At 42.1% G+C, this 21,170-nt stretch carries 19 protein-coding genes, 1 tRNA gene and 1 pseudogene; all 21 read right to left on the bottom strand.

The window, feature by feature from the left end; genetic code table 11:
- Positions 1–444 precede the first annotated feature (444 nt).
- Complete coding sequence (locus LI149_RS13410) at positions 445–1,590, bottom strand: AAA family ATPase (RefSeq protein WP_227143500.1); 1,146 nt, start codon at positions 1,588–1,590, stop codon at positions 445–447.
- A 194-nt stretch (positions 1,591–1,784) separates the two neighbouring features.
- Positions 1,785–1,872: transfer RNA gene (locus LI149_RS13405), tRNA-Ser, on the bottom strand.
- Between the two features lie 58 nt (positions 1,873–1,930).
- The gene (locus LI149_RS13400; protein ID WP_227143499.1) at positions 1,931–2,839 is read right to left on the bottom strand and encodes a YitT family protein; all 909 of its coding nucleotides are present in this window, start codon (positions 2,837–2,839) and stop codon (positions 1,931–1,933) included.
- Positions 2,840–2,910: 71 nt separating this feature from the next.
- Entirely contained in the window at positions 2,911–4,302 is a 1,392-nt protein-coding gene (locus LI149_RS13395; RefSeq protein ID WP_227143498.1) for a metallopeptidase TldD-related protein, read from the bottom strand.
- Positions 4,296–5,678, bottom strand: coding sequence for a TldD/PmbA family protein (locus tag LI149_RS13390; RefSeq protein WP_227143497.1), 1,383 nt, complete (start codon positions 5,676–5,678; stop codon positions 4,296–4,298). Before LI149_RS13390 ends, LI149_RS13395 begins: the two co-directional genes overlap by 7 nt.
- A gap of 63 nt (positions 5,679–5,741) precedes the next feature.
- Positions 5,742–6,719, bottom strand: a complete 978-nt coding sequence (locus tag LI149_RS13385; protein ID WP_227143496.1) for an ABC transporter ATP-binding protein — start codon at positions 6,717–6,719, stop codon at positions 5,742–5,744.
- Entirely contained in the window at positions 6,719–7,741 is a 1,023-nt protein-coding gene (locus tag LI149_RS13380; RefSeq protein ID WP_227143495.1) for an ABC transporter ATP-binding protein, read from the bottom strand. The genes LI149_RS13385 and LI149_RS13380 overlap by 1 nt, the downstream gene beginning before the upstream one ends.
- Before the next feature lie 17 nt (positions 7,742–7,758).
- Complete coding sequence (locus LI149_RS13375) at positions 7,759–8,706, bottom strand: ABC transporter permease (RefSeq protein ID WP_331464074.1); 948 nt, start codon at positions 8,704–8,706, stop codon at positions 7,759–7,761.
- A gap of 11 nt (positions 8,707–8,717) precedes the next feature.
- Positions 8,718–9,641, bottom strand: coding sequence for an ABC transporter permease (locus LI149_RS13370; RefSeq protein WP_227143494.1), 924 nt, complete (start codon positions 9,639–9,641; stop codon positions 8,718–8,720).
- A 93-nt stretch (positions 9,642–9,734) separates the two neighbouring features.
- A pseudogene (locus tag LI149_RS13365) lies at positions 9,735–11,183 on the bottom strand (peptide ABC transporter substrate-binding protein).
- Positions 11,184–11,587: 404 nt separating this feature from the next.
- Positions 11,588–12,415, bottom strand: coding sequence for a MurR/RpiR family transcriptional regulator (locus LI149_RS13360; protein ID WP_227143493.1), 828 nt, complete (start codon positions 12,413–12,415; stop codon positions 11,588–11,590).
- Between the two features lie 138 nt (positions 12,416–12,553).
- Entirely contained in the window at positions 12,554–13,087 is a 534-nt protein-coding gene (locus LI149_RS13355; protein ID WP_227143492.1) for a signal peptidase I, read from the bottom strand.
- Positions 13,077–14,087, bottom strand: coding sequence for a MucBP domain-containing protein (locus LI149_RS13350; RefSeq protein WP_227143491.1), 1,011 nt, complete (start codon positions 14,085–14,087; stop codon positions 13,077–13,079). Before LI149_RS13350 ends, LI149_RS13355 begins: the two co-directional genes overlap by 11 nt.
- Entirely contained in the window at positions 14,087–14,875 is a 789-nt protein-coding gene (locus LI149_RS13345; RefSeq protein WP_227143490.1) for a sortase B protein-sorting domain-containing protein, read from the bottom strand. The genes LI149_RS13350 and LI149_RS13345 overlap by 1 nt, the downstream gene beginning before the upstream one ends.
- A gap of 20 nt (positions 14,876–14,895) precedes the next feature.
- Positions 14,896–15,675 (bottom strand): hypothetical protein, encoded by a 780-nt coding sequence (locus LI149_RS13340; RefSeq protein ID WP_227143489.1) that lies wholly within the window; start codon positions 15,673–15,675, stop codon positions 14,896–14,898.
- Complete coding sequence (locus LI149_RS13335; RefSeq protein ID WP_227143488.1) at positions 15,675–16,232, bottom strand: hypothetical protein; 558 nt, start codon at positions 16,230–16,232, stop codon at positions 15,675–15,677. The genes LI149_RS13340 and LI149_RS13335 overlap by 1 nt, the downstream gene beginning before the upstream one ends.
- Positions 16,233–16,247: 15 nt before the next feature.
- Positions 16,248–17,231, bottom strand: coding sequence for a DUF5979 domain-containing protein (locus tag LI149_RS13330; RefSeq protein ID WP_227143487.1), 984 nt, complete (start codon positions 17,229–17,231; stop codon positions 16,248–16,250).
- Positions 17,209–18,114, bottom strand: a complete 906-nt coding sequence (locus tag LI149_RS13325; protein WP_227143486.1) for a class C sortase — start codon at positions 18,112–18,114, stop codon at positions 17,209–17,211. The genes LI149_RS13330 and LI149_RS13325 overlap by 23 nt, the downstream gene beginning before the upstream one ends.
- Positions 18,101–18,946 (bottom strand): class C sortase, encoded by an 846-nt coding sequence (locus tag LI149_RS13320; protein WP_227143485.1) that lies wholly within the window; start codon positions 18,944–18,946, stop codon positions 18,101–18,103. Before LI149_RS13320 ends, LI149_RS13325 begins: the two co-directional genes overlap by 14 nt.
- 147 nt (positions 18,947–19,093) lie before the next feature.
- Positions 19,094–20,671 carry an isopeptide-forming domain-containing fimbrial protein gene (locus LI149_RS13315; RefSeq protein WP_227143484.1) on the bottom strand — a complete coding sequence of 526 codons (1,578 nt, stop codon included), beginning with the start codon at positions 20,669–20,671 and terminating at the stop codon, positions 19,094–19,096.
- 97 nt (positions 20,672–20,768) lie between these two features.
- Positions 20,769–21,170, bottom strand: a 402-nt coding sequence (locus LI149_RS13310; RefSeq protein WP_227143483.1) for an LPXTG cell wall anchor domain-containing protein, incomplete at its 5' end; no start/stop codon positions are given.

The raw sequence follows: 21,170 nt of genomic DNA, 5'->3' as shown, positions 1-21,170 counted from the left end.
ATCTTCAGGGTTGTTGTCTATTATTTAATTATCAAGGTTCTTTTTCTTTGTTGTCTTGCGACAGCTCATTTATATTATCACATTCGCAACCGCTTGTCAACAACTTTTTTAATTTATTTTTTACTGTTTATTTTTGAACATCTCTGTCGTTTTAAACAGCTTATCTAGAATATCATAGTTATCAACTCTTGTCAACAACTTTTTTATTCTTTTTTTGATTCTTAAGAAGTGTTTTCTTGCGAATCAGCTTAGTTATAATATCATCTAGACAACCAGATGTCAATACTTTTATTCATCTTTTTTCATTCTTTTTTTACATCTTTTTCTCATTAATTTTCCATACCTATACTTAGTATTTACATATTCATTACCTACAAAATATAGTGCTTGTTTTTTCGAGATGAGCTATAATTCAAAACATGCTATAAAAGCTCATGTACGATTCTACCTATAATAAATCGGTCCCATAATCTTTGCAAGATTCTCGGCTTTGATGTTCTTTATGAGACTTCCTTCTACATAATATAGACTGATAACTGACTCACATATTTTTCTGCAGATTCTCTCCAGATCACGGACTCCTTCCTCCGGGCATAATGCAATGAGTTCTTCGATTGCATCTTCCTCCAGGTCCACATCTTCTATCTGATACTCTCGAATCAGTTTCGGCCAGATATAACCTTTTACAATTTCTTTCTTATCTACTAATGTATAAGGAGGCAGTTCTACGATATCCAGACGATCCTGCAATATCGGTGACAAAGGTTCCAGGCTATTGGCCGTTGCTATAAAGATTACATTTGACAGATCCAGCGGGAATCCCAGATAGTTATCTACAAATTTTGAGCGGTCACTGTCCAATATATCAAGCAATACATTTTCCGGGCATCCGTGTTCGATAGAACTTCCCATCTTGTCAATTTCATCCAGCAAGATTAGCGGACAAAAGCTTTTTCCATGCACCAATGCATCTACAATTCGTCCAGGCTTTGCATTATTAAACACGGTCTGTGTGCCGCGCAGGAACAATGCATCTGATACTCCGGCCAGAGATATCTTCACGCACGGTCTTCCCATCGCCTTTGCAATGGAAACCGCGATAGACGTCTTTCCTACCCCCGGCGGGCCTGCAAGCAGCATAACAGCTCCGTAATTCTTTCCCAGATATTTCTGACATGCCATATAACGTAATACCTTTTCTTTTACATCTTTCATGGCATAATGTGAATTGTCCAGCATTGTCTTGGCTTCCATGAGTTCAATTTCAGGAACTTTAAATTCAGACTCCCACGGAAGATTCAGTAATGTGGAAATGTATACTTCCTTCATATCTGTCGGATCCATTTCTATTAAGAAATCTTGTATTTCCTCCGGCATTCGTGCAAATACTTCCGGCCGGATTCTTTTCTTCAGGCGGAATTTGAGCTGGTCATGCTTTTCCTTTAATAATTCATCTTTTGTCTTTTCCTGCGAAAATGCATCCACTGTTCCATTGTTTTTCTCTGAGGCAGATACATCCCCATGACTGCCTGCTGCCCCATCCACAACTTTCTCTAATCGAAGCATACGTCCAAGTTCTTTATCGTCCATACCATTTCTCCTCTTCTTTGCTTCTGCTTTTTATAATGAAAATATCCAGTCTTGTTAAGAAAATAGTAACTCATACAAATACAGTTTGCAATTATAAATCTTTAGAAGTGCAAAAAGAGATAATATAGTAGAATATCCAATTTTCTATTATACGAAAAAAAGAGATTTGGAATTTCTTCCAAATCTCTTAGTCACGGAGAAAGAGGGATTTGAACCCTCGCGCCGGTTACCCGACCTACACCCTTAGCAGGGGCGCCTCTTCAGCCTCTTGAGTATTTCTCCAGCAAAAATGATTATACTAGAGGTTCACCCTAATGTCAATCATTTTTTTCAGAATATTTTATTCAATATTGGATGTAATTATTTTTCCTTCCTGGCTTCTATGTTCCTTTGTCATGGAGAAGCCGCGTCCACGTACTTCTCTGACCTCGCTTACAATGACGAAGCTCTCCGGATCAATCTGCTTTACAATGCGCTCCAGCTGGTGTAATTCACGATTAGACACTACAACGAGAAGTACCTGGCGGTCTTCCTGTAAATATCCTCCTTCTGCCCGCAGAATCGTAAGGCCACGGTCCAGATGCCCGATGATTGCCTGACGGATTGGTTCCGGATTGTTACTGATGATCTTGACCTCCATTTTAGAGCCTCCAAAGAGCAATACTTTGTTCAGCACTGTTGTGTAGGTCATGACAAGAATCATTCCATATAACAGCATTTCAGGCGGTATGAGGATAGCCTGACCGAGCAGGATACAGATATCAAAAGCATTCAGGCTTACAGATACCGGTATCTTTAAATATTTATTCAGAATCAGCGGTGGTATATCCATACCTCCGGTGGATGCCCCCATACGAATGACGATTCCGAGACCGATTCCGATTCCAAGTCCGGAAAATAAAGTATTCAGCCACATATCGTCTGTCAGATGCAAGTTTGCAAAAATCTGTCCGAACAGCTCCAGGCAGATTGGGTAAGTAAATGTACTTACAATGGTCGTAAATGCGAATTTCTTTCCGAGAAACAGAAATCCTACGATCAGCATCACAACATTAAATCCTAATACGAACATGGAGACAGATGCTCCTGTTAATTTGTGTACCAGCAGTGCAATTCCTGTCGTTCCTCCGGTCGGCAGTCCTGACGGAAGCAGAAATAATACCGCCACCGCTGCATACATTGCATTTCCTATAATGACTGTCAGCAATGTTATTCCCCGCTGTAACATTGTCTGGTTTTTGTTTTCCACTATCTTTTTCCTCCGAAATCACATACTTCAAGATTCGCGGGCGCATAACAATCAGACCATACTATCCGTCGTTATATTCCGGATACTGCCAATTCCCCTACATAGACAGATGGAGCCATAACACTCGCGCAATCTGGATATGTAGATGTGTAATCGTCTGCCATTCCCTGAATATGCTGAAGCATTTCGAAGAAATTACCTGCAATGGTCACCTGGCAAAATGCATCTTTCTCCTGTCCGTCTTCAATCTTTCTTCCTTTTACAATCAGAGAAAATGTTCCATTCATTACATTGGTTCCGGCAAATACTCCATCTACATCGGTTACAAGAATACCATGCCCCATTTTTTTCTTCAAGTCTAAAATGGACCATTTTTCTTCTTTCTCCCGGTCGTATTCCGGTTTCAGAATTACATTGGTAATTCCAATTCCGACATCGGATTTCGGTGATTCTTTAAATCCATTTCCGGTTGGTTCAATTTTTAATTCTTCTGCCATTTGCCGGTTTACTAATTTTGTTTCAAAAATTCCATCTTTAATCAGATATTTTTCTTTTACCTGAATTCCCTCATCGTCAATCAGACGGCAGATTCTTCCCTTTTTCAAATCCGGGATTTCTTTTAAAGTTACATTTTCCGCTGCAATTCTTTTTCCTTCGAAACCTGCAATTGCGCTTCTGGCATTCTTAATTCGATCTGCATAAAATGCCGGAATATAAGCTTCCAGCAGTTCTGCCATAACAGAATTTTTTAAAATAACAGGATATTTCCCGGACTTGATTGGTTTTGCGCCAATTCCAGCACCGGCTTCTTCTGCCACAGTCAATGCCAGATTTACTGCACCGATATCATGCAGGGATTTTCCATAACGGCAGCCTCTGGCGTATGACACGGATTTTCCTTTTTCGGCTTTCATATCTGCCCGGAGGCTGTGATAGCCGGTTGCATCCATAAGAATATTTTTTCCAGGACCCAGCACATAGATTTCTTCCAGGTATTGTTCGTATCCGAGATTCTCTACAAGATCCGTCTGTGGAAATTCATAAGCCTTTTTCTTGGCTTCCTGAAGTATATCAAGAACTTCTTCATGATCTTCCCATACAAAAGACTCTGCCTGTTGCTGTCCACAGATCATCTTTGAATTTTCAGAGTTATCCACATTTTCAGCGCAGCTTTTCCCAACACTCTTTTCTCCCAGAGCATCTATATTCTCCTGGATCATAGAAATCAGTGACTCACTGTCCGGCAGTGCACTCCAGTAGGATTTTCCTCTTTTTCCATCCCGAACAGCCTCTACAATATAAACTGCATCTTTACTATCCTGCATTTTTACAGACTCCGGCCCTCTCACACTGGTCATTCTGGATGTAGTGTGCACAATCTGATAGGAAATCTGAGTATACCCTGCTTTTTCAAGCGCTTCGGATAGCGTTTTCATTTCTTCTTTTTCTCTGCTATCTAACATATCTCATCTCCTCCTACTGTCATCTCTGATACTTTTACAGTCGGCTGTCCTGCTCCTATATAAATAGCCCCGCTGCCGGCATAACAGAATCCCTGGCCAAGTTCATAATCATTTCCGACCTGTTCGACTTTCTGAAGAATATCTCCACCGGTTCCGATCAAAGTCGCACTGTGAAGTGGAACTGTAATTTCTCCATGTTCAATCAGGAATGTCTCTCCCGTGTTGAAATTGAATTCTCCTGTAATACTGTTTACCGATCCTGCATTAATACTCTTTACATAAATTCCTTTTTCTACAGATGCAATCATTTTTTTCACATCATCAGTTCCCGGTGCAATATAGGTATTGCTCATTCTTGCCACCGGAGCAAAGCGGTAACTTTCACGGCGGCTGCTGCCATTTGCCTGAAGCCCCAGCTTCTTTCCATTCAGCCGGTCCACAAGATAATTCTTCAGGATTCCATCCTCGATCAGTACATTTTTTCTGGTCAGTTCTCCTTCGTCGTCAATCATGCCTGAACCCCAGCCGTCACGGATGCTCCCGTCGTCAATCAGCGTTACTTTTGATGATGCTACTTTTTTTCCAAGTTTTCCTGAAAATTCACTTCCGTTATCCGAAACGGAGGTTGCTTCCAGTGAATGACCGCACGCCTCGTGAAAAAACAGTCCTCCAAAACCATTTGCTATAATGACCGGCATTTTCCCTGTCGGACAAGGTTTTGCGCCAAGACGGCGGATAGCATTTTTTGCAACTTTTCCGGCACAGGCTTCAACATTTACCTGCTCCAGGAACTCATATCCTCCCATCGCACCCGGTCCATAATAACTGCTCTGCACATCCTGATTGTTTCTTGCAACTGCCTCAATATATAAACGGGTCTTCATGCGATGGTCTTCCGTGTAAAGTCCTTCTGAATTTGCAATTTGCACGTGCTGATCCATATCGAGATATTTCAAATACATCTGGGAAATCTTGCTGTCGTAAGCAAGCCCTGCCCTGTCGCATCTTTCCATAAGTTTTATCTTATCTTTGACAGTGGCATTCTGAAAATATTCTGTTCTGCTGTCATATATTTTCTGATTTACCAGAGTGTGCTTCCAGTCCGGTCTTACCGGATTTCCTGCTTTCCAGTTTTCTTTTAACAGACGGAAAAGATTCTCTTCCCTCTCATCTTCTGTGTAGAGATACGCACACCGGGTTCCGGAAAATATACGGATTCCGACGCCCGATTCGATTCCTGCCAGTGCCTCTGACATATTTCCACCTGTCATGGCAAGCTGATCTCGTCTTGTATGTTCTGCAAACACTTCTGCAAAATCTCCACCATGAGACATGATATAGTCTATGATCTTATCTGTCATATTCTGACTGAGCATGTCTTTTCCTCCTTTTTATACGTTACATTCAGATCTCTTTGACAAGGTCTGTTTAAAATAAATTTATTTTTTTCCGTCATTATCAAACAAATGACATGCAACAAAATGATTCGGCTCTACCTCTCGGAATTCCGGTACTTCTTTTGCGCAGCGTTCAGTCGCATATTTGCATCTGGTACGGAATTTGCAGCCAGACGGCGGATTCAGGGGACTTGGTACCTCTCCTTCCAGTTTTGTTCTCTCTTTCTGACTCTCATAATCCGGATCTGCCTCCGGAATTGCAGAAATCAGGGCCTGCGTATATGGATGCTTCGGAGAAGAATACAGTACTTCATTACTTGCCAGTTCCACAAAAGATCCAAGATACATGACTCCGACTCTGTCAGAAATATGTTTTACCATAGACAGATCATGGGAAATAAACAGATAGGTCAGTCCCATCTCTTTCTGCAATTTGATCAGCAAATTGACAACCTGTGCCTGGATGGATACGTCCAGCGCAGAGATTGGTTCATCACACATTATAAACTTTGGTTCAACAGCCAATGCGCGGGCAATTCCGACACGTTGTCTCTGTCCTCCGGAGAGCTCATGTGCAAAACGGTTGGCATACTCTGCATTCAGACCTACTTTATTTAACAGATCTGCGACCCTTTCATCCATTTCTTTCTGAGAAATTTTCAAATGTACATGCATGCCTTCACTGATGATTTCTCCGATCGTCATACGCGGATCCAAAGATGCATAGGGATCCTGGAAAATGACCTGGACATCTTTTTTGAATGACAGAAGGCTCTTTCCGTGAAGCTTGGATACATCCTTTCCCTCGAACAGAATCTTTCCTTTTGTCGGCTCATACAGCTTAATAATGGTTCTTCCACAAGTTGTCTTTCCACAGCCGGATTCCCCGACAAGACCAACTGTCTCTCCTTTGCGGATCTTCAGATTGATCCCGTCTACAGCTTTTACGACCTGTTTCTTCCCTGCCGGGAAATATTTACAGAGGTCCTCTATTTCAAAGATATAATTATTCTGATCCATTATTTTGCCTCCTTATCATAGAAGGATTTTACCTTCGGTGCTTTTGGATGCTGCAGCCAGCATGACACCTTATGTGTATCACTTAAAGATGTCTCCATCGGATTTCTCTCTTTACAGATTCCCATACAATATTCACATCTGGATGCGAACGGACACTCATGCAGCGGAAGCAGGAGATCCGGAGGAGTCCCTTTTAATGCATACAGTTCTTCCTTTGACTCATTGGTAACTTTCGGGACAGAGCTTAATAGCGCCCATGTATACGGATGCTTACTTTCGTAGAAAATCTCTCTTGCAGTTCCTCTTTCTACGACTTGTCCTGCATACATGACCTGAATACGGTCTGCAAAATTTGCTACGACTCCAAGATCGTGTGTAACAAGAATGATCGCTGTGTTCATCTTTTCTTTCAATTCACGCATCAAATCCATAATCTGTGCCTGGATGGTAACATCGAGGGCTGTCGTCGGTTCATCTGCAATCAATATCTTCGGATTACATGCCAGTGCAATGGCAATCATGACACGCTGTCTCATGCCACCGGATAATTCGTGCGGATAATTATCAATTCTTGATTCCGAGCTTGGGATTTTTACCATTTCCAGCATGTGGATTGCTTCTTTTTTTGCTTCTGCCTTATTCATACCGCAGTGAATGATCAGACTTTCCATGATCTGCTTTCCGATACTCATTGTCGGATTCAGGGAAGTCATCGGATCCTGAAAGATCATACTAATCTCATCCCCACGGAACTTATATAATTCTTTATCCGTCATTTTCATGACATCTTTTCCGTTACAGACAATCTTTGACTCCGGCTTAATCTCTGCGAACGGCGGCTTCAGAAGACGCATGACCGCTTTAGCAGTTACTGTCTTTCCACAACCGGACTCTCCTACGAATGCGAGAGTCTCACCTTTTTTCAATTCAAAGCTGACACCACGGACAGCCTTGACTTCTCCTGCATAAGTCTGAAAGGAGACATGCAGATTATCCACTTCTAATACTTTTTCATTTTCCATCTTCATCGACCTCCAGACTATTTTCTAAGTTTCGGATCCAGTGCATCACGAAGTCCGTCACCAAGCAATGTAAAGCTAAGCATTGTAAGTGCAATCATAATTGCAGGGAACAAAAGCTGTGTCGGATAGAACATAAAATTCTGCTGTGCCGCGGAAGCAAGTGCTCCCCAGCTCGTCTGTGGCGGCTGGATTCCAAGTCCTACATAACTTAAGAATGCCTCTGAGAAAATATATCCCGGAATGTCAAATGTGATGGCTACAATGATCATTCCCAGTGTATTTGGAATCATATGCTTGATAATAATCTTCATCGGTGATACGCCGAGTGCATTTGCCGCAAGAACAAATTCCTGTGATTTTAACTGAAGCATCTGGCCACGCACCAGTCTGGCGATTCCGCACCAGCCGGTCAGCGTCAGTGCAATCAGCATTGTTCCAAGGCTCTTGCTGTCTGTCACTACGGAAATCAGGATAACAATCAGAAGATACGGAATACTTAAAAGAACTTCTACGATACGCATCATGATATCGTCCACAATTCCTCCGAAGTATGCTGCAATACCTCCATAGATACTTCCGATCAGACTGGCTACAAGCGCTCCTGTAATACCGATTAGAAGAGAGACACGTCCTGCCTGCCACACTCTGGCGAACAGATCTCGTCCAAGATCATCGGTTCCGAACCAGTGAGCTGCACTTGGTCCCTGGTTGATTGCATTTGCGTCAATCTTCTCATATCCGTATCCGCTGATAGCAGGTCCGAAAATAATGAAGAATATAAGAACGAGAAGAATGATACCTGCCACAAGGGCTACTTTATTTTCTTTAAATCTTCTCCATGCATCCGCCCAATATCCAATTCTCGGACGAACCGGGACCTCTGCATCTTTTTCCAGTCCGATAATCTGAAATTTTTCATCAGGAATATTTTCTGTCATATCAAATGTATTCTGGTTTTCCATCATGTACCTTCCTCCTAATCAACCCGGATTCTAGGATCCAGCACTGTATATGCAATGTCTACGATCAGCTGTACAAATACAAATAAAAATGCTGCAAATACAGTTGTTCCTATAATCATCGTATAATCTCGGTCATTAATTGAATTGATATAATAAAATCCGAGTCCCGGAATTCCAAATATTTTTTCTACAACAAATGATCCTGTAAAAATTCCTGATACCTGACCTACCAGAAGTGTCATACATGGAAGAAAAGCATTTTTCATAACATGTTTGCGGATGACATTAAATCTGCTGACTCCTTTTGCCTCTGCTGTCAGAATGTAATCCTGATTCATTACATCAAGCATATTGGATTTTACATATCGTGCATATGTTGCAATGGTTCCGAAACTTAATACTACCGTCGGAAGTATTACATTTTTCCAGCTTCCCCATCCGGTTGTTGGCAGCACTCCCAGCTGTACACAGAATACGAACTGCAGGAGCGATGCCAGTACGAAGACTGGAACCGTAATACCCAGAATCGCTATGAACATGACTATGTAATCGGGCCACTTGTTTTTGTGCAGCGCCGCCACAATTCCAAGAATAACACCGATAAAGATTCCAATAATCAGAGCCAGACCTCCCGGAGTTGCGGATACTCTCGAATTCTCAAGTAATGTATCCGTAATATAGGTTCCAGGGTATTTCAGTGATTCTCCGAGATCACCTTTTGTTATCAGATTCTTCATGAAAATTCCGTATTGCTCTGTTGTGGACTTGTCCAGCCCGTATTTTGCATAATAATTTGCTTTCGTCTGTTCTGGAAGATTTCTTGCCATGTGAGCCAGTGGATCTCCCGGAATGCTGTGCATCATATAGAATGTGGCCGTAATGATAATTACGAGTGTAATGAGCATATAGCCGATTCTTTTTACAAGAAATTTTTTCATATTATCCGCTCCTGTTAAAAATGCCGCCGCTCCATTCTCTTAAGCGGCGGCATAATTTTTACTTGTTATCTAAACCTTATGATTCTGAACTTATTATCTTGAACTTGTATCAACATATTTCAGTCCACTTGTAGAACTTGCCATCTTATTGTAACCTTTTACATATTTGTAATAATAAGAATGTGTGCACTCATTTACATTCGGGCTGATTACACAATCCTGTGCAAGAAGGATATCTTCAGCCTGTTTGTAAAGGTCAACTCTTGTCTTTTCATCCATTTCTTTTCTTGCCTGTGCAAGGAGGCTGTCATACTGCTCATTCTGCCAGAATACAGGAACCATGTTAGATCCGCCTGCAAAGACTTCCAGCATTGCCATAGGATCATCATAATCTGTTCCCCATGTCATCATACCCATCTGGTATTCGCCGTTATTGGTCTTGCTCTGGAATGTTCCCCACTCATTAAAGTCAAGCTCTACTTTGACTCCAAGAGTTTTCTCCCACATCTGCTGGCAATATGCTGCATAGTTTCTTGTCCACTCAGTTGTACCACTTAATGTATAAGTAATATCCAGTGTAGATGGATCACTTCCGAGTCCTAATTCCTGCATACCTTTCAGAAGCAGTTCTTTCAGATCATCTTTGATTTCTTTCAGAGGCTCACCTGCCTGATCACGATACTCACCAAGCTCTCCAGTTGATACAGAGTAAGGAATCCATCCATACATTGGTTTATGAATGTCATTGTAAATGACAGAGCACATATCTTCACGGTTTACTGCCATTGTAAAGGCTTTTCTGATATTTACATTGCTAAACAAAGCATCTTTGCAGTTGAAGAAGTCGAATCTTACTGTCGGAATCGGTGCTTCTACAACATCAACATTATCTTTCTTATCAAATCTTCCGATCCATTCTTTATCAGCACAGGCGATATAATCCAGTGATCCACTGTCAAATTAATTAAATCTTGCTGTCTGATCTGTCACGATCTGATAATCTACCTTGTCTAATTTTACAGAATCTTTATCCCAGTAATTTTCGTTCTTTGCTAATTCAATCTTGGAGTTACGTTTCCAGTTCGTTATCTTGAAAGGTCCGCAGCCAACCATAGACTCTGCATTGGCTCCATAGCTCTCTCCATATTTCTCTACCAGATCCTGACGTACAGGAAGCATAGCTCTTGTATCTGTCAGTGACAGGAAATATGGTACCGGATACTCTAATGTAATCTCAAGTGTCTTATCATCAACTGCTTTTACACCAAGTTCTGAAACATCTTTTTCACCATTGTAGATTGCTTCACCGTTTTTAATACATGTGATGTAAAATGCATTCGGTGATCCGGCATTTGGATCCAGTGTCTGCTTCATTCCGTATACATAATCTTCTGCTTTCACCGGCTCTCCGTCTGACCATTTATTATCACGAAGATGGAATGTCCAGACTGTGCCGTCATCATTGGACTCCCAGGATTCTGCTCCGGCGCCTTTACGCTCCTGCTTGTCTCCATCTTCTTCCAGACGTGTCAGGGGTTCCATAATGTTTCTCAGGATTCCCATACTGTAGGTATCGTTTCCTTTGATTGGATCCATAGTAGTTGGATCTGTGTCCAGATACGTATTATAATACGTTCCGTCTGCTGACTTTTTGTCGCTTCCACCTCCACAGGCTGTCAGTGAAAATATCATGACTCCTGCAAGCAGTGCGCTCAAAATTCTCTTTTTCATAGATTACCCTCCTTTATTCGTCGTATCTATTAGATTTGTCTATATTATATCAAATACTTTAATTTAGGTCTATATTTTCACATTAAAAAGTGGTGCTATACTACATTTTCAGTAATATTGCACCACTTTTCTTTTACTTTCGCTTTATTTTCACTTTATTTTCAGTCTATTTTACTAATCCGTTATTATTCTTTAATTATTTTTTTATTATATATTTAATTATCATTAAGTTCCGTCTTTCCCTGTTTCAGCTTGATAGCCGAAGTGAGGAGATTCAACATCAGCATCGGTGCTGTCAGTGTATTCAAAAAAACTCTTGTCATCGTCGGTGCTGTCAGTGTAATATCTGCACACTGTGCGACTGCAGTATCCGGGCGGTCTGTGATAGCCAGTATCTTTGCCTTCTGTAGTCTGGCCCGCTCTGTTACCTTTGTCGTCATAAAGTAATAGTCCGGAAATGAAATCGGTATAATCAATGACTCTTCTGTTAGAGCATTCAGCATTCCATAAACATCATCATTCAATTCCGTATTTACAGTGATTCCAAGAATTTCACAGGAAGAAAGTCTGTTTTTCATATATTCTGCCATAGTCCAGGAAATGCCTCTTCCGCAGATAAAAATCTGTTTACTGTTCAAAATCAGATCTGCCGCTTCAAAATATTTCTTCAAGTCAATATTGGTCCAATAATCCGTAATGGCTTTGACCTCTTCCTCTCCAATCTCCACCAGAACCTTTTCCCGGTTATCATGTTCGTATTTTGGAACCTTCTCCGTATAGACACTTCTGTCATCCAGAACATCTGTCTTCTGCTTCTGAATAATTGCCTTTCGGAATTCATATTTGATCTGCGTAAAGCCTTCATAGCCAAGGGATGCACATGTATTGAGTATCGTAATCTCTGTCACTCCGATGTCCTGACTCAGCTCTTTTAATGTAACATATGCCATCTCATCTGGATGATCAGCCATATACTTTGCTACCATATACTGCTTTCTTGTAAGTTCCGTACTTCTCTTTTTAATATTTTCAATAATATCCATTGGCTCTTCTCACTTTCCGGCAAACCTCATTGGTTTTCTATAATTATAACTTATACTTATAGCAGAGCGCAACCATATTACTATAAACTCATTTAAAATTTACTATAATTTATTTTTCCCATGTAGTCTTGTAACGCTTTACCGTAATGAATTATGTTTTTTTTCCAGCCTCTCGCCTACAATCCGAAGCAGCACTGCTGCCACAATCAGACATACCGCCGCTATCTTTCCAACCGGCTCTGCCACAATCGCCAGAAGGCTTCCAAGTACCGGCATGGAAAATACGACCTTTCCGATCAGCCGGTCATAATCTACCGGTGTCACATCTTCTTTTTCGTTGGCATCACCTTTCGTGATGAACTCACCGGAAACGACCTGATTCTTTACGACACGGTGGGTAATAATCGCCCCGGTATCTGTGTCACTGTAAAATGCAATGACTTCGTCTTTGTTAATCTCAGAAGCTTCTGTGCTTTTTACATAGACAATACTTCCTGTCGGAATTGCCGGCTCCATACTTCCACTGACTACGGTATAGATCTGACACCCAAATAATCTTGGTATTGTAAGAGGCACACACAGGAGGATTACTGCTACCAGCAGTAATCCTCCTGTTATATTGCATATCGCTGCCCCTTTGGATTTTTTGTTCAGCTCTTTTTTATTCTTCACGTTTCTTTTTATCCTTTTTCTTCATCATAATCAGAAGTGTAATCAACGCTGCAATCGCTGCCACTGCAATTGCAATCAGAACATACATCATTCCCGCCGGACGGCTCTTGGCTTTCTTCAGATTTTTATTGGCAAGCGGTGTCTTCTCATCATCCAGATTGATTTCGTCTTTTGGAGTCTCAGAATCTGAGGAAGTCACCGTGTCTGTCTGATTCTGTGTACTGTCTGTGGCTGTTGTTGATGTCGTACCATTTGTGTTGCCCGTTGTAGTTCCTGCCGCTGTTCCGGTATCAGTTGTATTTCCTGTTGTTCCGTTTGTATTGTTGGCATTTCCGCCATTATTCGCATCATTCGGCGTATTGGAATCTCCATTGCCAGTATTATTACCTCCATTATTGCCGTTATTACCGTTATTCTGGGCAATCTTCTGGTAGGTAAATGTCAGTACATTTTCCGCTGTATTACTGCTAAGTGTCTTAGACAGATTGTATGCCTGAGGACGATATCCGTCCACATAGCGGAATGCTACGACCGCCTTATCACCTACGACACCGTAAAATGTCTCACTTGGTAAGAGATCCTTGCCATTCTGATCCTGATAATTCACTGTGTATGTTGTCATATTGCCTTTGATTCCGTAAGCAATCACATATTCTCTGTCACTCTCGACTTTAAATGCCGGGTTGCTGACTGTATTATTATCTTTACCGCTCTCACGGACACCTCTGACATAGTATTTATCCGCATCCTTCAAACTGACAGACGGAATATACTGTCCCAATGATACTACATCTCCATATTTGAGTCCAGTAATTTTGATTTCATCGCTTCCGTCAGAAAATGTTCCTTCTTTTCCGGAATATAAAGTCACGGTGTAGGTGTACTCCGCTTCATTTCCGCCTTTTTCGGCCCAGACAGTCTGCAATCCCGTCTGTGCTGCCGTCATGGCTATCATGCACACGGTCAGGAGTCCGGTTTTTAACATCTTACGAAGTTTCATTAGTCTCTCCCCCTTCTGCGTGCTCTTCTTTCTTCTGCTTTTCTGCGCTGGCGGATATTATGGATCGCGGTTCCGGCGCATACAAGTCCGGCAACTAATGCCAGAATAGAAAACAGTAAAATCTGGCTGTTATCGCCTGTCTTTACAGTCTTTGTTCTGGTTGATGAATTCGGTGAATCCGGATTATTGCTGTCAGATGGCGGATTGGAGCTTTCATCTGCCAGTTCTACTGCAAAGTTCATCTGTAATTTTGCAAGTGTATCCTGATAAGCATTGCCCTGCGTCTCACCTTCCAGTTTGACTTTCAGGGTAATCTCTCCGGACTCTCCTGCTTTCAGTCGATCCAGATAAAAATAATCCTTCAGGGAGTTGGTCGCCTGGTGCAGACCTTCTCCACTTGCATTCTTTGTCTCACCGCCGACCTCTTCACTGCTATACAGCACATCTTTTGTTCCGTCCGGTCCGATGTAAGTCAGAATATAGGAATAAGCACCACCTTCTGCAACACTCTGGGTATCCTCCAGACTCTTTAAGACCTCATTGGTCATATACCAGTCTGTTGCCTTGCTGTACTCATTTTTCAGTGACAGGTGAAGATCTACCGTGTCTCCCGGCTCAAGCTTGTATATCTCATCATCAATATCTGTATTTTTAAATGTGCTGGTCATCTTCTTCCCGTCAAAGGAAACCTTCCAGCCATCTCCACCGGTAAAGTCTTCTGCATGTGCCGTCACTGGCGTGATTGCCAGAAGCAGCGCAAGTACCGGCGCAAGCCATTTCATTTTCATGTCCTATCTCCTCCTCATTGCTACTTAAGACTGATGGAACCGTCTCCTGCTACATTCACATCCACACCCCACGCGCTCTTGATTGCATCTGCGGCGTTGTGTGTCTGAACGGCATCGACTTCTGCTTCCAGATTGAACTTCACACCGTCATAGTTAAATGAAGTTGTTGTCTTTGTCACACCATCGGTTGTCTCTGTATTTTTTGTTACCTTTGTACCAATCGAAGGATCTATGGTCAGTGTATCGGAAAGTGCTGCTGTAGATTCGCCCACCTTCAGGATATTTGGCCAGTACAGAACCGTACGCTCTTCGGTAGAAGCTGCCTCGTCAATGATCCAGCCGTTCTGTGTCAGATTTAAAATAATCAGAGATGGGGAAAGGCTTGTCTCCTTGCTTCCATCCTTTTTCGTCCAGTTCTTATATACGCGGACTCTGACGTACTCGTCAATATTTCCACTGTTCTTTACGGACAGTTCTTCTTTGTATGCACGTCCAAGCTGAAGCTTTCCGTCGGATTCCTCCAGCATATCACCGAGGAGCTCGCCTTCTGTTGTATTCCACTTATCTCCGCTTCCCGTGTAATCGCGGCTGCTGATATCCTTTGTGCCCTGTGCGGATGTCTCCTCCAGTGTCACACCGATATCTTTCATCTCTACCTGTGCCGTGTAGTTCTCACTAAAATATGTCAGCGCCGCTCTTGTACTTCCGATTCCGCTTGCCAGCAGCAGAACAACCGCTGCTCCTGCAAGAACTGTCGTTGTTTTCTTACTTCTCATGATCCGTCTGAATTTCTTTTTCATTATCTGGCTGCCTCCTCTCTATTTGCAGGATCTGCAACCCCGATATCGGTCTTCGTATCAACCTTTGCATTCCAGTCTGCATACGGTGTACCGTCTTCCTTGTACTGAACCGGTGTGCACTCCTGGACTACGATGACATTGAAGCTGTCCTTATAATCTTCCGGAAGATTGATCTTTGCCTGCAGGACTTCACTTGTACCGCCTGCCGGAAGAATATCTTTGTAATACCAGTATCCGTCATCACTCTTCGTCCAGAAAGCATTTCCCTTCTCATCCACTGCTCCGGAATACTCGATATCCAGCTGACTTCCGCAGAATACTTTCACCCGGACATAACAGTCCGTCTCACCGGTATTGGAAATCTTGATTTCTTTTGTCATATTCTTGACGTCTTCCTGAATCTCGGTCTGTGATCCAAGTGTAATCTCATATCCGCCCTTCGCTTTTACATAAGTTGTAAAATATGCCATGGCGCTCTGCACAGATACGCTCCCGGCCAGAACTATGGCCGCTGCTCCGAGCCAGAATGTTTTATTTTTTATATATTTGCCTTTCATCTCCGGCCCTCCTTACTACTGTGCTTCGGTGTTGTCTTTCTGCTGTGACCACTGCCATCCGTCGTCTTCGCTGTATTCAAAATGGTTGGTCACTCCGTATCCCGGCTTCAGCTCATTGTTGTATGTATTGCTGAAATCAGCTTCGATCGTCTCATCTGCCACGACTGTTCCGGTCTGTGTCTCATCCGATGTCAGCTTGTAGCTTGCTCCACTGTAGACCTCTGTGATCGTAAGCTCGGCTCCCGCCGGAATCTTGTCTAACACTGCTTCCTTCGTACCTGCCCCGTCAAATGTTGTGGATGCCACATTGCTGTATACTACATTGCCGTCTTTATCTTTTCCTTCCACACTGAATACAAAGGTCGCTTCTTTCAGAGAGGAATTGAACTCTTGTAATGTTTTTACGATTTTCAGGCTTCCGTAACGGTTCTCACGCTCCGGCTTCAGTCCGGTTGTCACATCGTAGATCCATGCATCATCCTTTGCATCCCCTGACTGATAATACAGATTATCCGGAAGAGAAATGATGTATGGATTGAACTTATAAGTATAATTCTCTGTATCTGTATCGGCGGCTTCCACAAGATAGAGTCCGTGAGAAAGAGTTTTCAACATTCCAGAGCCGTTTTCCACATTGAATTCCCCGTCAGCATCCAGCTGCTTGTCCTCCACTATCTTTTCGGCATCCTTAGCTGTCTTCTGCCAGTCCTCTTCTCCCGGAGTGACATCTTCCACTTTCAGATCTGCAAAATCTTTCGTTGATGTAAATGCTCCCGTCTGTGCCATATCTGCAATCTTATATACTTTTACGTCAATAGAAGCATTTTTTAAATCTTCCCCATAATCCGCGGTATCTTCGACCTGGACAGTCAAAGAACAATCTCTGTCCGCTTCAATGGCATTTGCCGCATACAATGACGGTATCTTGACTCCGGCAACAAGCAATGCCACCGCGGCTATTCCCGCCAGATATTTCTTATTTGCCTTCATTTTTCTCATTCTTTTCCCTCCTTGGGTGACTGTTATGTCTTCTCTTCACCATTTTAAATGTGGTAAAGCACAATAGCAATATTGCAACAACGAGCAATGCATATAACATGTAGTATTCCTGAATGGACTGGAGCATTGTCTCATCACTGACTTTCTCATCATCCTCGCCGTGATACTCGGTGCGGACGCCGCGCACAAGATATCTGTGGCTGTTGATTCCATATGGGGTACAGGTAAATAATGTCACATAATCCTGTCCTTCCACATTCTGCATGGCACTCGTCAGCGTCTCTGTATCATTCTTATCCACCATCGGCATGATCTGATCTACCTGATATGCCAGCGTCTGGTCTAACACATGAATGTAGAATTTATCTCCGACCTTCATCTTATCCAGGTCGCTGAACAGCTTCGCACTTGGCAGTCCGCGGTGCGCCGCAATGACGCTGTGATTGCCTTCTCCTCCGATTGGAAGCTTTGTCCCGGATAAATGTCCGGCTGCAATCTGAAGGACTCCGTCGGATGTGCCGTGATAGATTGGCAGCTTCTGCTTGATCTTCGGCACGGAAATGTATCCCATCAGTCCGTTGTCACTGAGATTCAGTACGGACCAGTACGGCGTATTTCTCAGATTCTTTTCTTCCTGTGAAAATGCATCTCCATCGAAAGTGTTCTGTGTAATTGTCGCATTATATTCTTCTGCCGCAGCCCATGCCGCTGAAAAATCTTCCTCCGACATGTTCTCTACCTGATCTTCATAACTGGCGATTGCCCGGCTCTGATGGTATTTGTTCCACTGATCCGAGATTGTAGGATAGGCAAAGATTCCAAGTCCTACAAGAAATACCAGCCCGATCAGAAGATTCGGCAGTATCTTCTTAAACTTCTTCATGTTTCTTTCCCACTATCGTCCCTTTTCTACGTTTTACTGCCCACATGACAAATGAAATCACTATCATGATGACGGTAATCGTAATGGTTGTCGCAACTGCCACCACATTTGGCTCGATCTGGTAAGCATCCGCCGGAACATAAGCATTTGCACTTCCATCCACTCTCACACCGCGGACAAGGAGACGATGGGTATTGATTCCATAAGGAGTACAGGTCATAAGTGTACAGTAATCCTTCTCCGGATCCACCTGTAAGTCATCCAGGTCGCCCGGCTCTACAATGTGGATCTGATCCACCTGATAAGTCAGTACACGGTTCAGTACTGTAATCTGAAATGTATCTCCTTCCTCCATCTCGTCCAGATTCGAGAAAAGCTTTGCGGACGGAAGACCACGATGCGCAGACAGAACGGTATGCGTTCCGACACCGCCCACCGGAAAACTGGAACCTTCCAGATGTCCGACACCAATCTGCAGTACACCTTCCGATGTGCCGTGATAAATTGGCAGTTCTGTTTTAATTCTATCAATGGTGACGTACCCGATAATTCCGGTTCCGGATACATTTAAAATGTCATCGTATCCCGGAATCTCTCCATAGTTTTCAAAAGGATGATCGATCTTGTTCAGTTCTTCGTTATAATCATCCGCTTCCTGGAACATTCTCTTGTAATCCTGCTTGGACATCTTCTGCACATCATTGTTGTAAGAAGCTACTGCCCTGGACTGCACTCTTGAATTCCAGTAATTACTAAATGACGGATACAGCATCACGGAGAGCCCTATGAGAAAAATAATGGCTAAAATTATGTTTGATCTATTCTTCTTCATACCGTTCTCCCTAAAGCTGTATATTTATTTCTGAGTTCATCCCAGATAAGTCCTTTCTTAACACCTGTAGCAGTGCACCGGAGGACGGCGCACTGCCTCAGATATATAAATTATTTGTTTAATTTCTTCTGACTTCTGTAATCAGATCTATTTGTCAGTACGTTTCTTGGAAACAAGAAGCACACCGGCACCGATCATAAGGATACCACCGATTACATAGAAGATTGTAGTACCGATACCACCAGTGGATGGAAGGATAGAACCACTTACGTTTACTACATCAGTTGATGCAGAACCATTTGTAAGATTTACTGTAAATACTGCTCCTTCTCCTTCACTGATTTTCTTTCCGGTTGCATCTTTAATAATCAGGCCAGTTAAATTCGGAGCATCTGTAGACTTAACTCCATTTTCATCTAATGTTGCTTCATATGTAGCTTCTACTGTAAATTCAATATCATCTGCTTTGTTATATCCTGCTGGAACAGTTGTCTCAACAAGTTTGTATTTACCTGCATCAAGACGATTGAATTCAAATGTAGTCTGTGGATTTTCATCTGTTCCTTTATTCTCTTCTCCTACAGCAACATATTTGTTTGCTTTTTTATCAAACTTGTAAAGTGTAAATCCTGCGCCTTCAAGATCATGTCCATCTTTGTCTACTTTATTAGCTACTAATTTGTATGTAAATACAATTACCTGATCCTCTGGAGTTTTTCCAGTTCCGTCACCGTTCGGATTATTAGAGAATGTCAGATCAACTTTATTCGGGTTTCCTGTATCGCCGATTACTGCTTTTTCATTTAATCTTGCTGTATACTCAACAACAATTTTGCTGGCTGCTGTTACTCCTTTAATTCCATTTACATTAGTACAGCTTACTGTAAATGTATTCTTTTCTTCATCAACGTTACTGATTGTAAATGAGCTTGTTATCTCTCTTCTATCTTCTTCTTTATTTACTAAATATACTTTTACATCATCATTACGTGTAAGACCTGCTGATAAAGTATCTGTAAATGTGTAAGAATATGTAGAATAATCTGCAAGTGTGCTTGGCATTGTTCCTGTTAACTGGAATGGTACATTGTCACCGATATCATAATCTGCTGCATCCTGCCAGTATGTTACACTTCCTGTTGTATCATTTGTTTCTTTTACTTTTTTCTCTACTGTTGGTACAGAAGATTTTGGTCTTACTTCTTTGTTTCCTAAAAGCTGTACAATGAATTTTGTCTGCGCATCAGTTCCGGAAACTGTAGTTGCATCTTTTACAAAATAGTATCCTGCTGCTAATCCAGAAATAGTATATTTTTTAGCTGACTCATTATAATTTGAAGTACCTGTTGCAGTTTCATTAATATGGTTTGCTACAATTTTTGCAAATGCATCTAACTTTGTAGAATTATTGTCAAATTTAGCTAATTTTTCTGCTACACTCTTGGCATCTGTGCAATTTTCAAAGTCACTTTTTAAGTTATCGTTTGTTTTCAGTTCAGTAAGCAGTGCTTCTCCATTAACGCCTGTGCCCCACTGTACATTAGATAATGTATTCTTAGATAAATCTCCTGCAAATACCTGGTAAGCTTCATATGTATGTCCTGATTTTTCATTATAAATTGTCAATGTGTAAGTTGGTGCCTCATCGGCAAATACTGTGACTCCCATTGCAACTATCATAGCAACTGAGAGTACTAATGATAAAAGTTTCTTCATCTTTTTCATTTGTTTTTCTCCTTTACCTTTAATATTTTACTTTGTGAGTTTGTTGTTACATTTTATATCGGATATCTTCTGGCTTATTATTGCCGGAAAGCGAGGCTTAGTTCGTCCCCCTTTCCCGCTTACGCCTCATCTGATATCCATAAAGCAGTGCTGCCAGACACATAAGTGCCGCGCCTACTGCAAAGTAACCGGTGGTTCCTGTTCCTCCCGTTGACGGAAGTTCATAACCTGACGATTTGTTTTGAACAACGATTGATATCTGATTTGAATCATAATATTTGAATGTATATTTGTTTACACTCTGCAAATCGCCTTTTTGTCCTATACCATTGAATTCTGTTCCGTTTGTATCTGTTTCAACAATTGTATATGTCTGACCATTTACAAATACCGGTGTGCCATCAGATTTCTTGATGTCACTTAACAGAATTGCCTGTCCCTGATAAATCCCGATTGAACAAAATCGCTGCGCGATGGCCTGCCAAGGCTGTGGCGCAGT

Source organism: Dorea sp. 210702-DFI.3.17 (assembly GCF_020560825.1).
Taxonomy (GTDB): domain Bacteria; phylum Bacillota; class Clostridia; order Lachnospirales; family Lachnospiraceae; genus Dorea; species Dorea formicigenerans.
Note: the sequence above shows the minus strand (reverse complement) of the source record. Positions and strands in the feature narration are given on the sequence as shown.

Bases quoted from the DNA above. Each gene is read 5' to 3' on its own strand.
- LI149_RS13350 (WP_227143491.1), bottom strand. From the start codon at position 14,087: ATGAAACTTCGTAAGATGTTAAAAACCGGACTCCTGACCGTGTGCATG.
- LI149_RS13330 (WP_227143487.1), bottom strand. From the start codon at position 17,231: ATGAGAAAAATGAAGGCAAATAAGAAATATCTGGCGGGAATAGCCGCG.
- LI149_RS13345 (WP_227143490.1), bottom strand. From the start codon at position 14,875: ATGAAAATGAAATGGCTTGCGCCGGTACTTGCGCTGCTTCTGGCAATC.
- LI149_RS13375 (WP_331464074.1), bottom strand. From the start codon at position 8,706: ATGATGGAAAACCAGAATACATTTGATATGACAGAAAATATTCCTGAT.
- LI149_RS13395 (WP_227143498.1), bottom strand. From the start codon at position 4,302: ATGTTAGATAGCAGAGAAAAAGAAGAAATGAAAACGCTATCCGAAGCG.
- LI149_RS13325 (WP_227143486.1), bottom strand. From the start codon at position 18,114: ATGAAGAAGTTTAAGAAGATACTGCCGAATCTTCTGATCGGGCTGGTA.
- LI149_RS13410 (WP_227143500.1), bottom strand. From the start codon at position 1,590: ATGGACGATAAAGAACTTGGACGTATGCTTCGATTAGAGAAAGTTGTG.
- LI149_RS13315 (WP_227143484.1), bottom strand. From the start codon at position 20,671: ATGAAAAAGATGAAGAAACTTTTATCATTAGTACTCTCAGTTGCTATG.
- LI149_RS13340 (WP_227143489.1), bottom strand. From the start codon at position 15,675: ATGAAAAAGAAATTCAGACGGATCATGAGAAGTAAGAAAACAACGACA.
- LI149_RS13370 (WP_227143494.1), bottom strand. From the start codon at position 9,641: ATGAAAAAATTTCTTGTAAAAAGAATCGGCTATATGCTCATTACACTC.
- LI149_RS13380 (WP_227143495.1), bottom strand. From the start codon at position 7,741: ATGGAAAATGAAAAAGTATTAGAAGTGGATAATCTGCATGTCTCCTTT.
- LI149_RS13385 (WP_227143496.1), bottom strand. From the start codon at position 6,719: ATGGATCAGAATAATTATATCTTTGAAATAGAGGACCTCTGTAAATAT.
- LI149_RS13335 (WP_227143488.1), bottom strand. From the start codon at position 16,232: ATGAAAGGCAAATATATAAAAAATAAAACATTCTGGCTCGGAGCAGCG.
- LI149_RS13360 (WP_227143493.1), bottom strand. From the start codon at position 12,415: ATGGATATTATTGAAAATATTAAAAAGAGAAGTACGGAACTTACAAGA.
- LI149_RS13390 (WP_227143497.1), bottom strand. From the start codon at position 5,678: ATGCTCAGTCAGAATATGACAGATAAGATCATAGACTATATCATGTCT.
- LI149_RS13320 (WP_227143485.1), bottom strand. From the start codon at position 18,946: ATGAAGAAGAATAGATCAAACATAATTTTAGCCATTATTTTTCTCATA.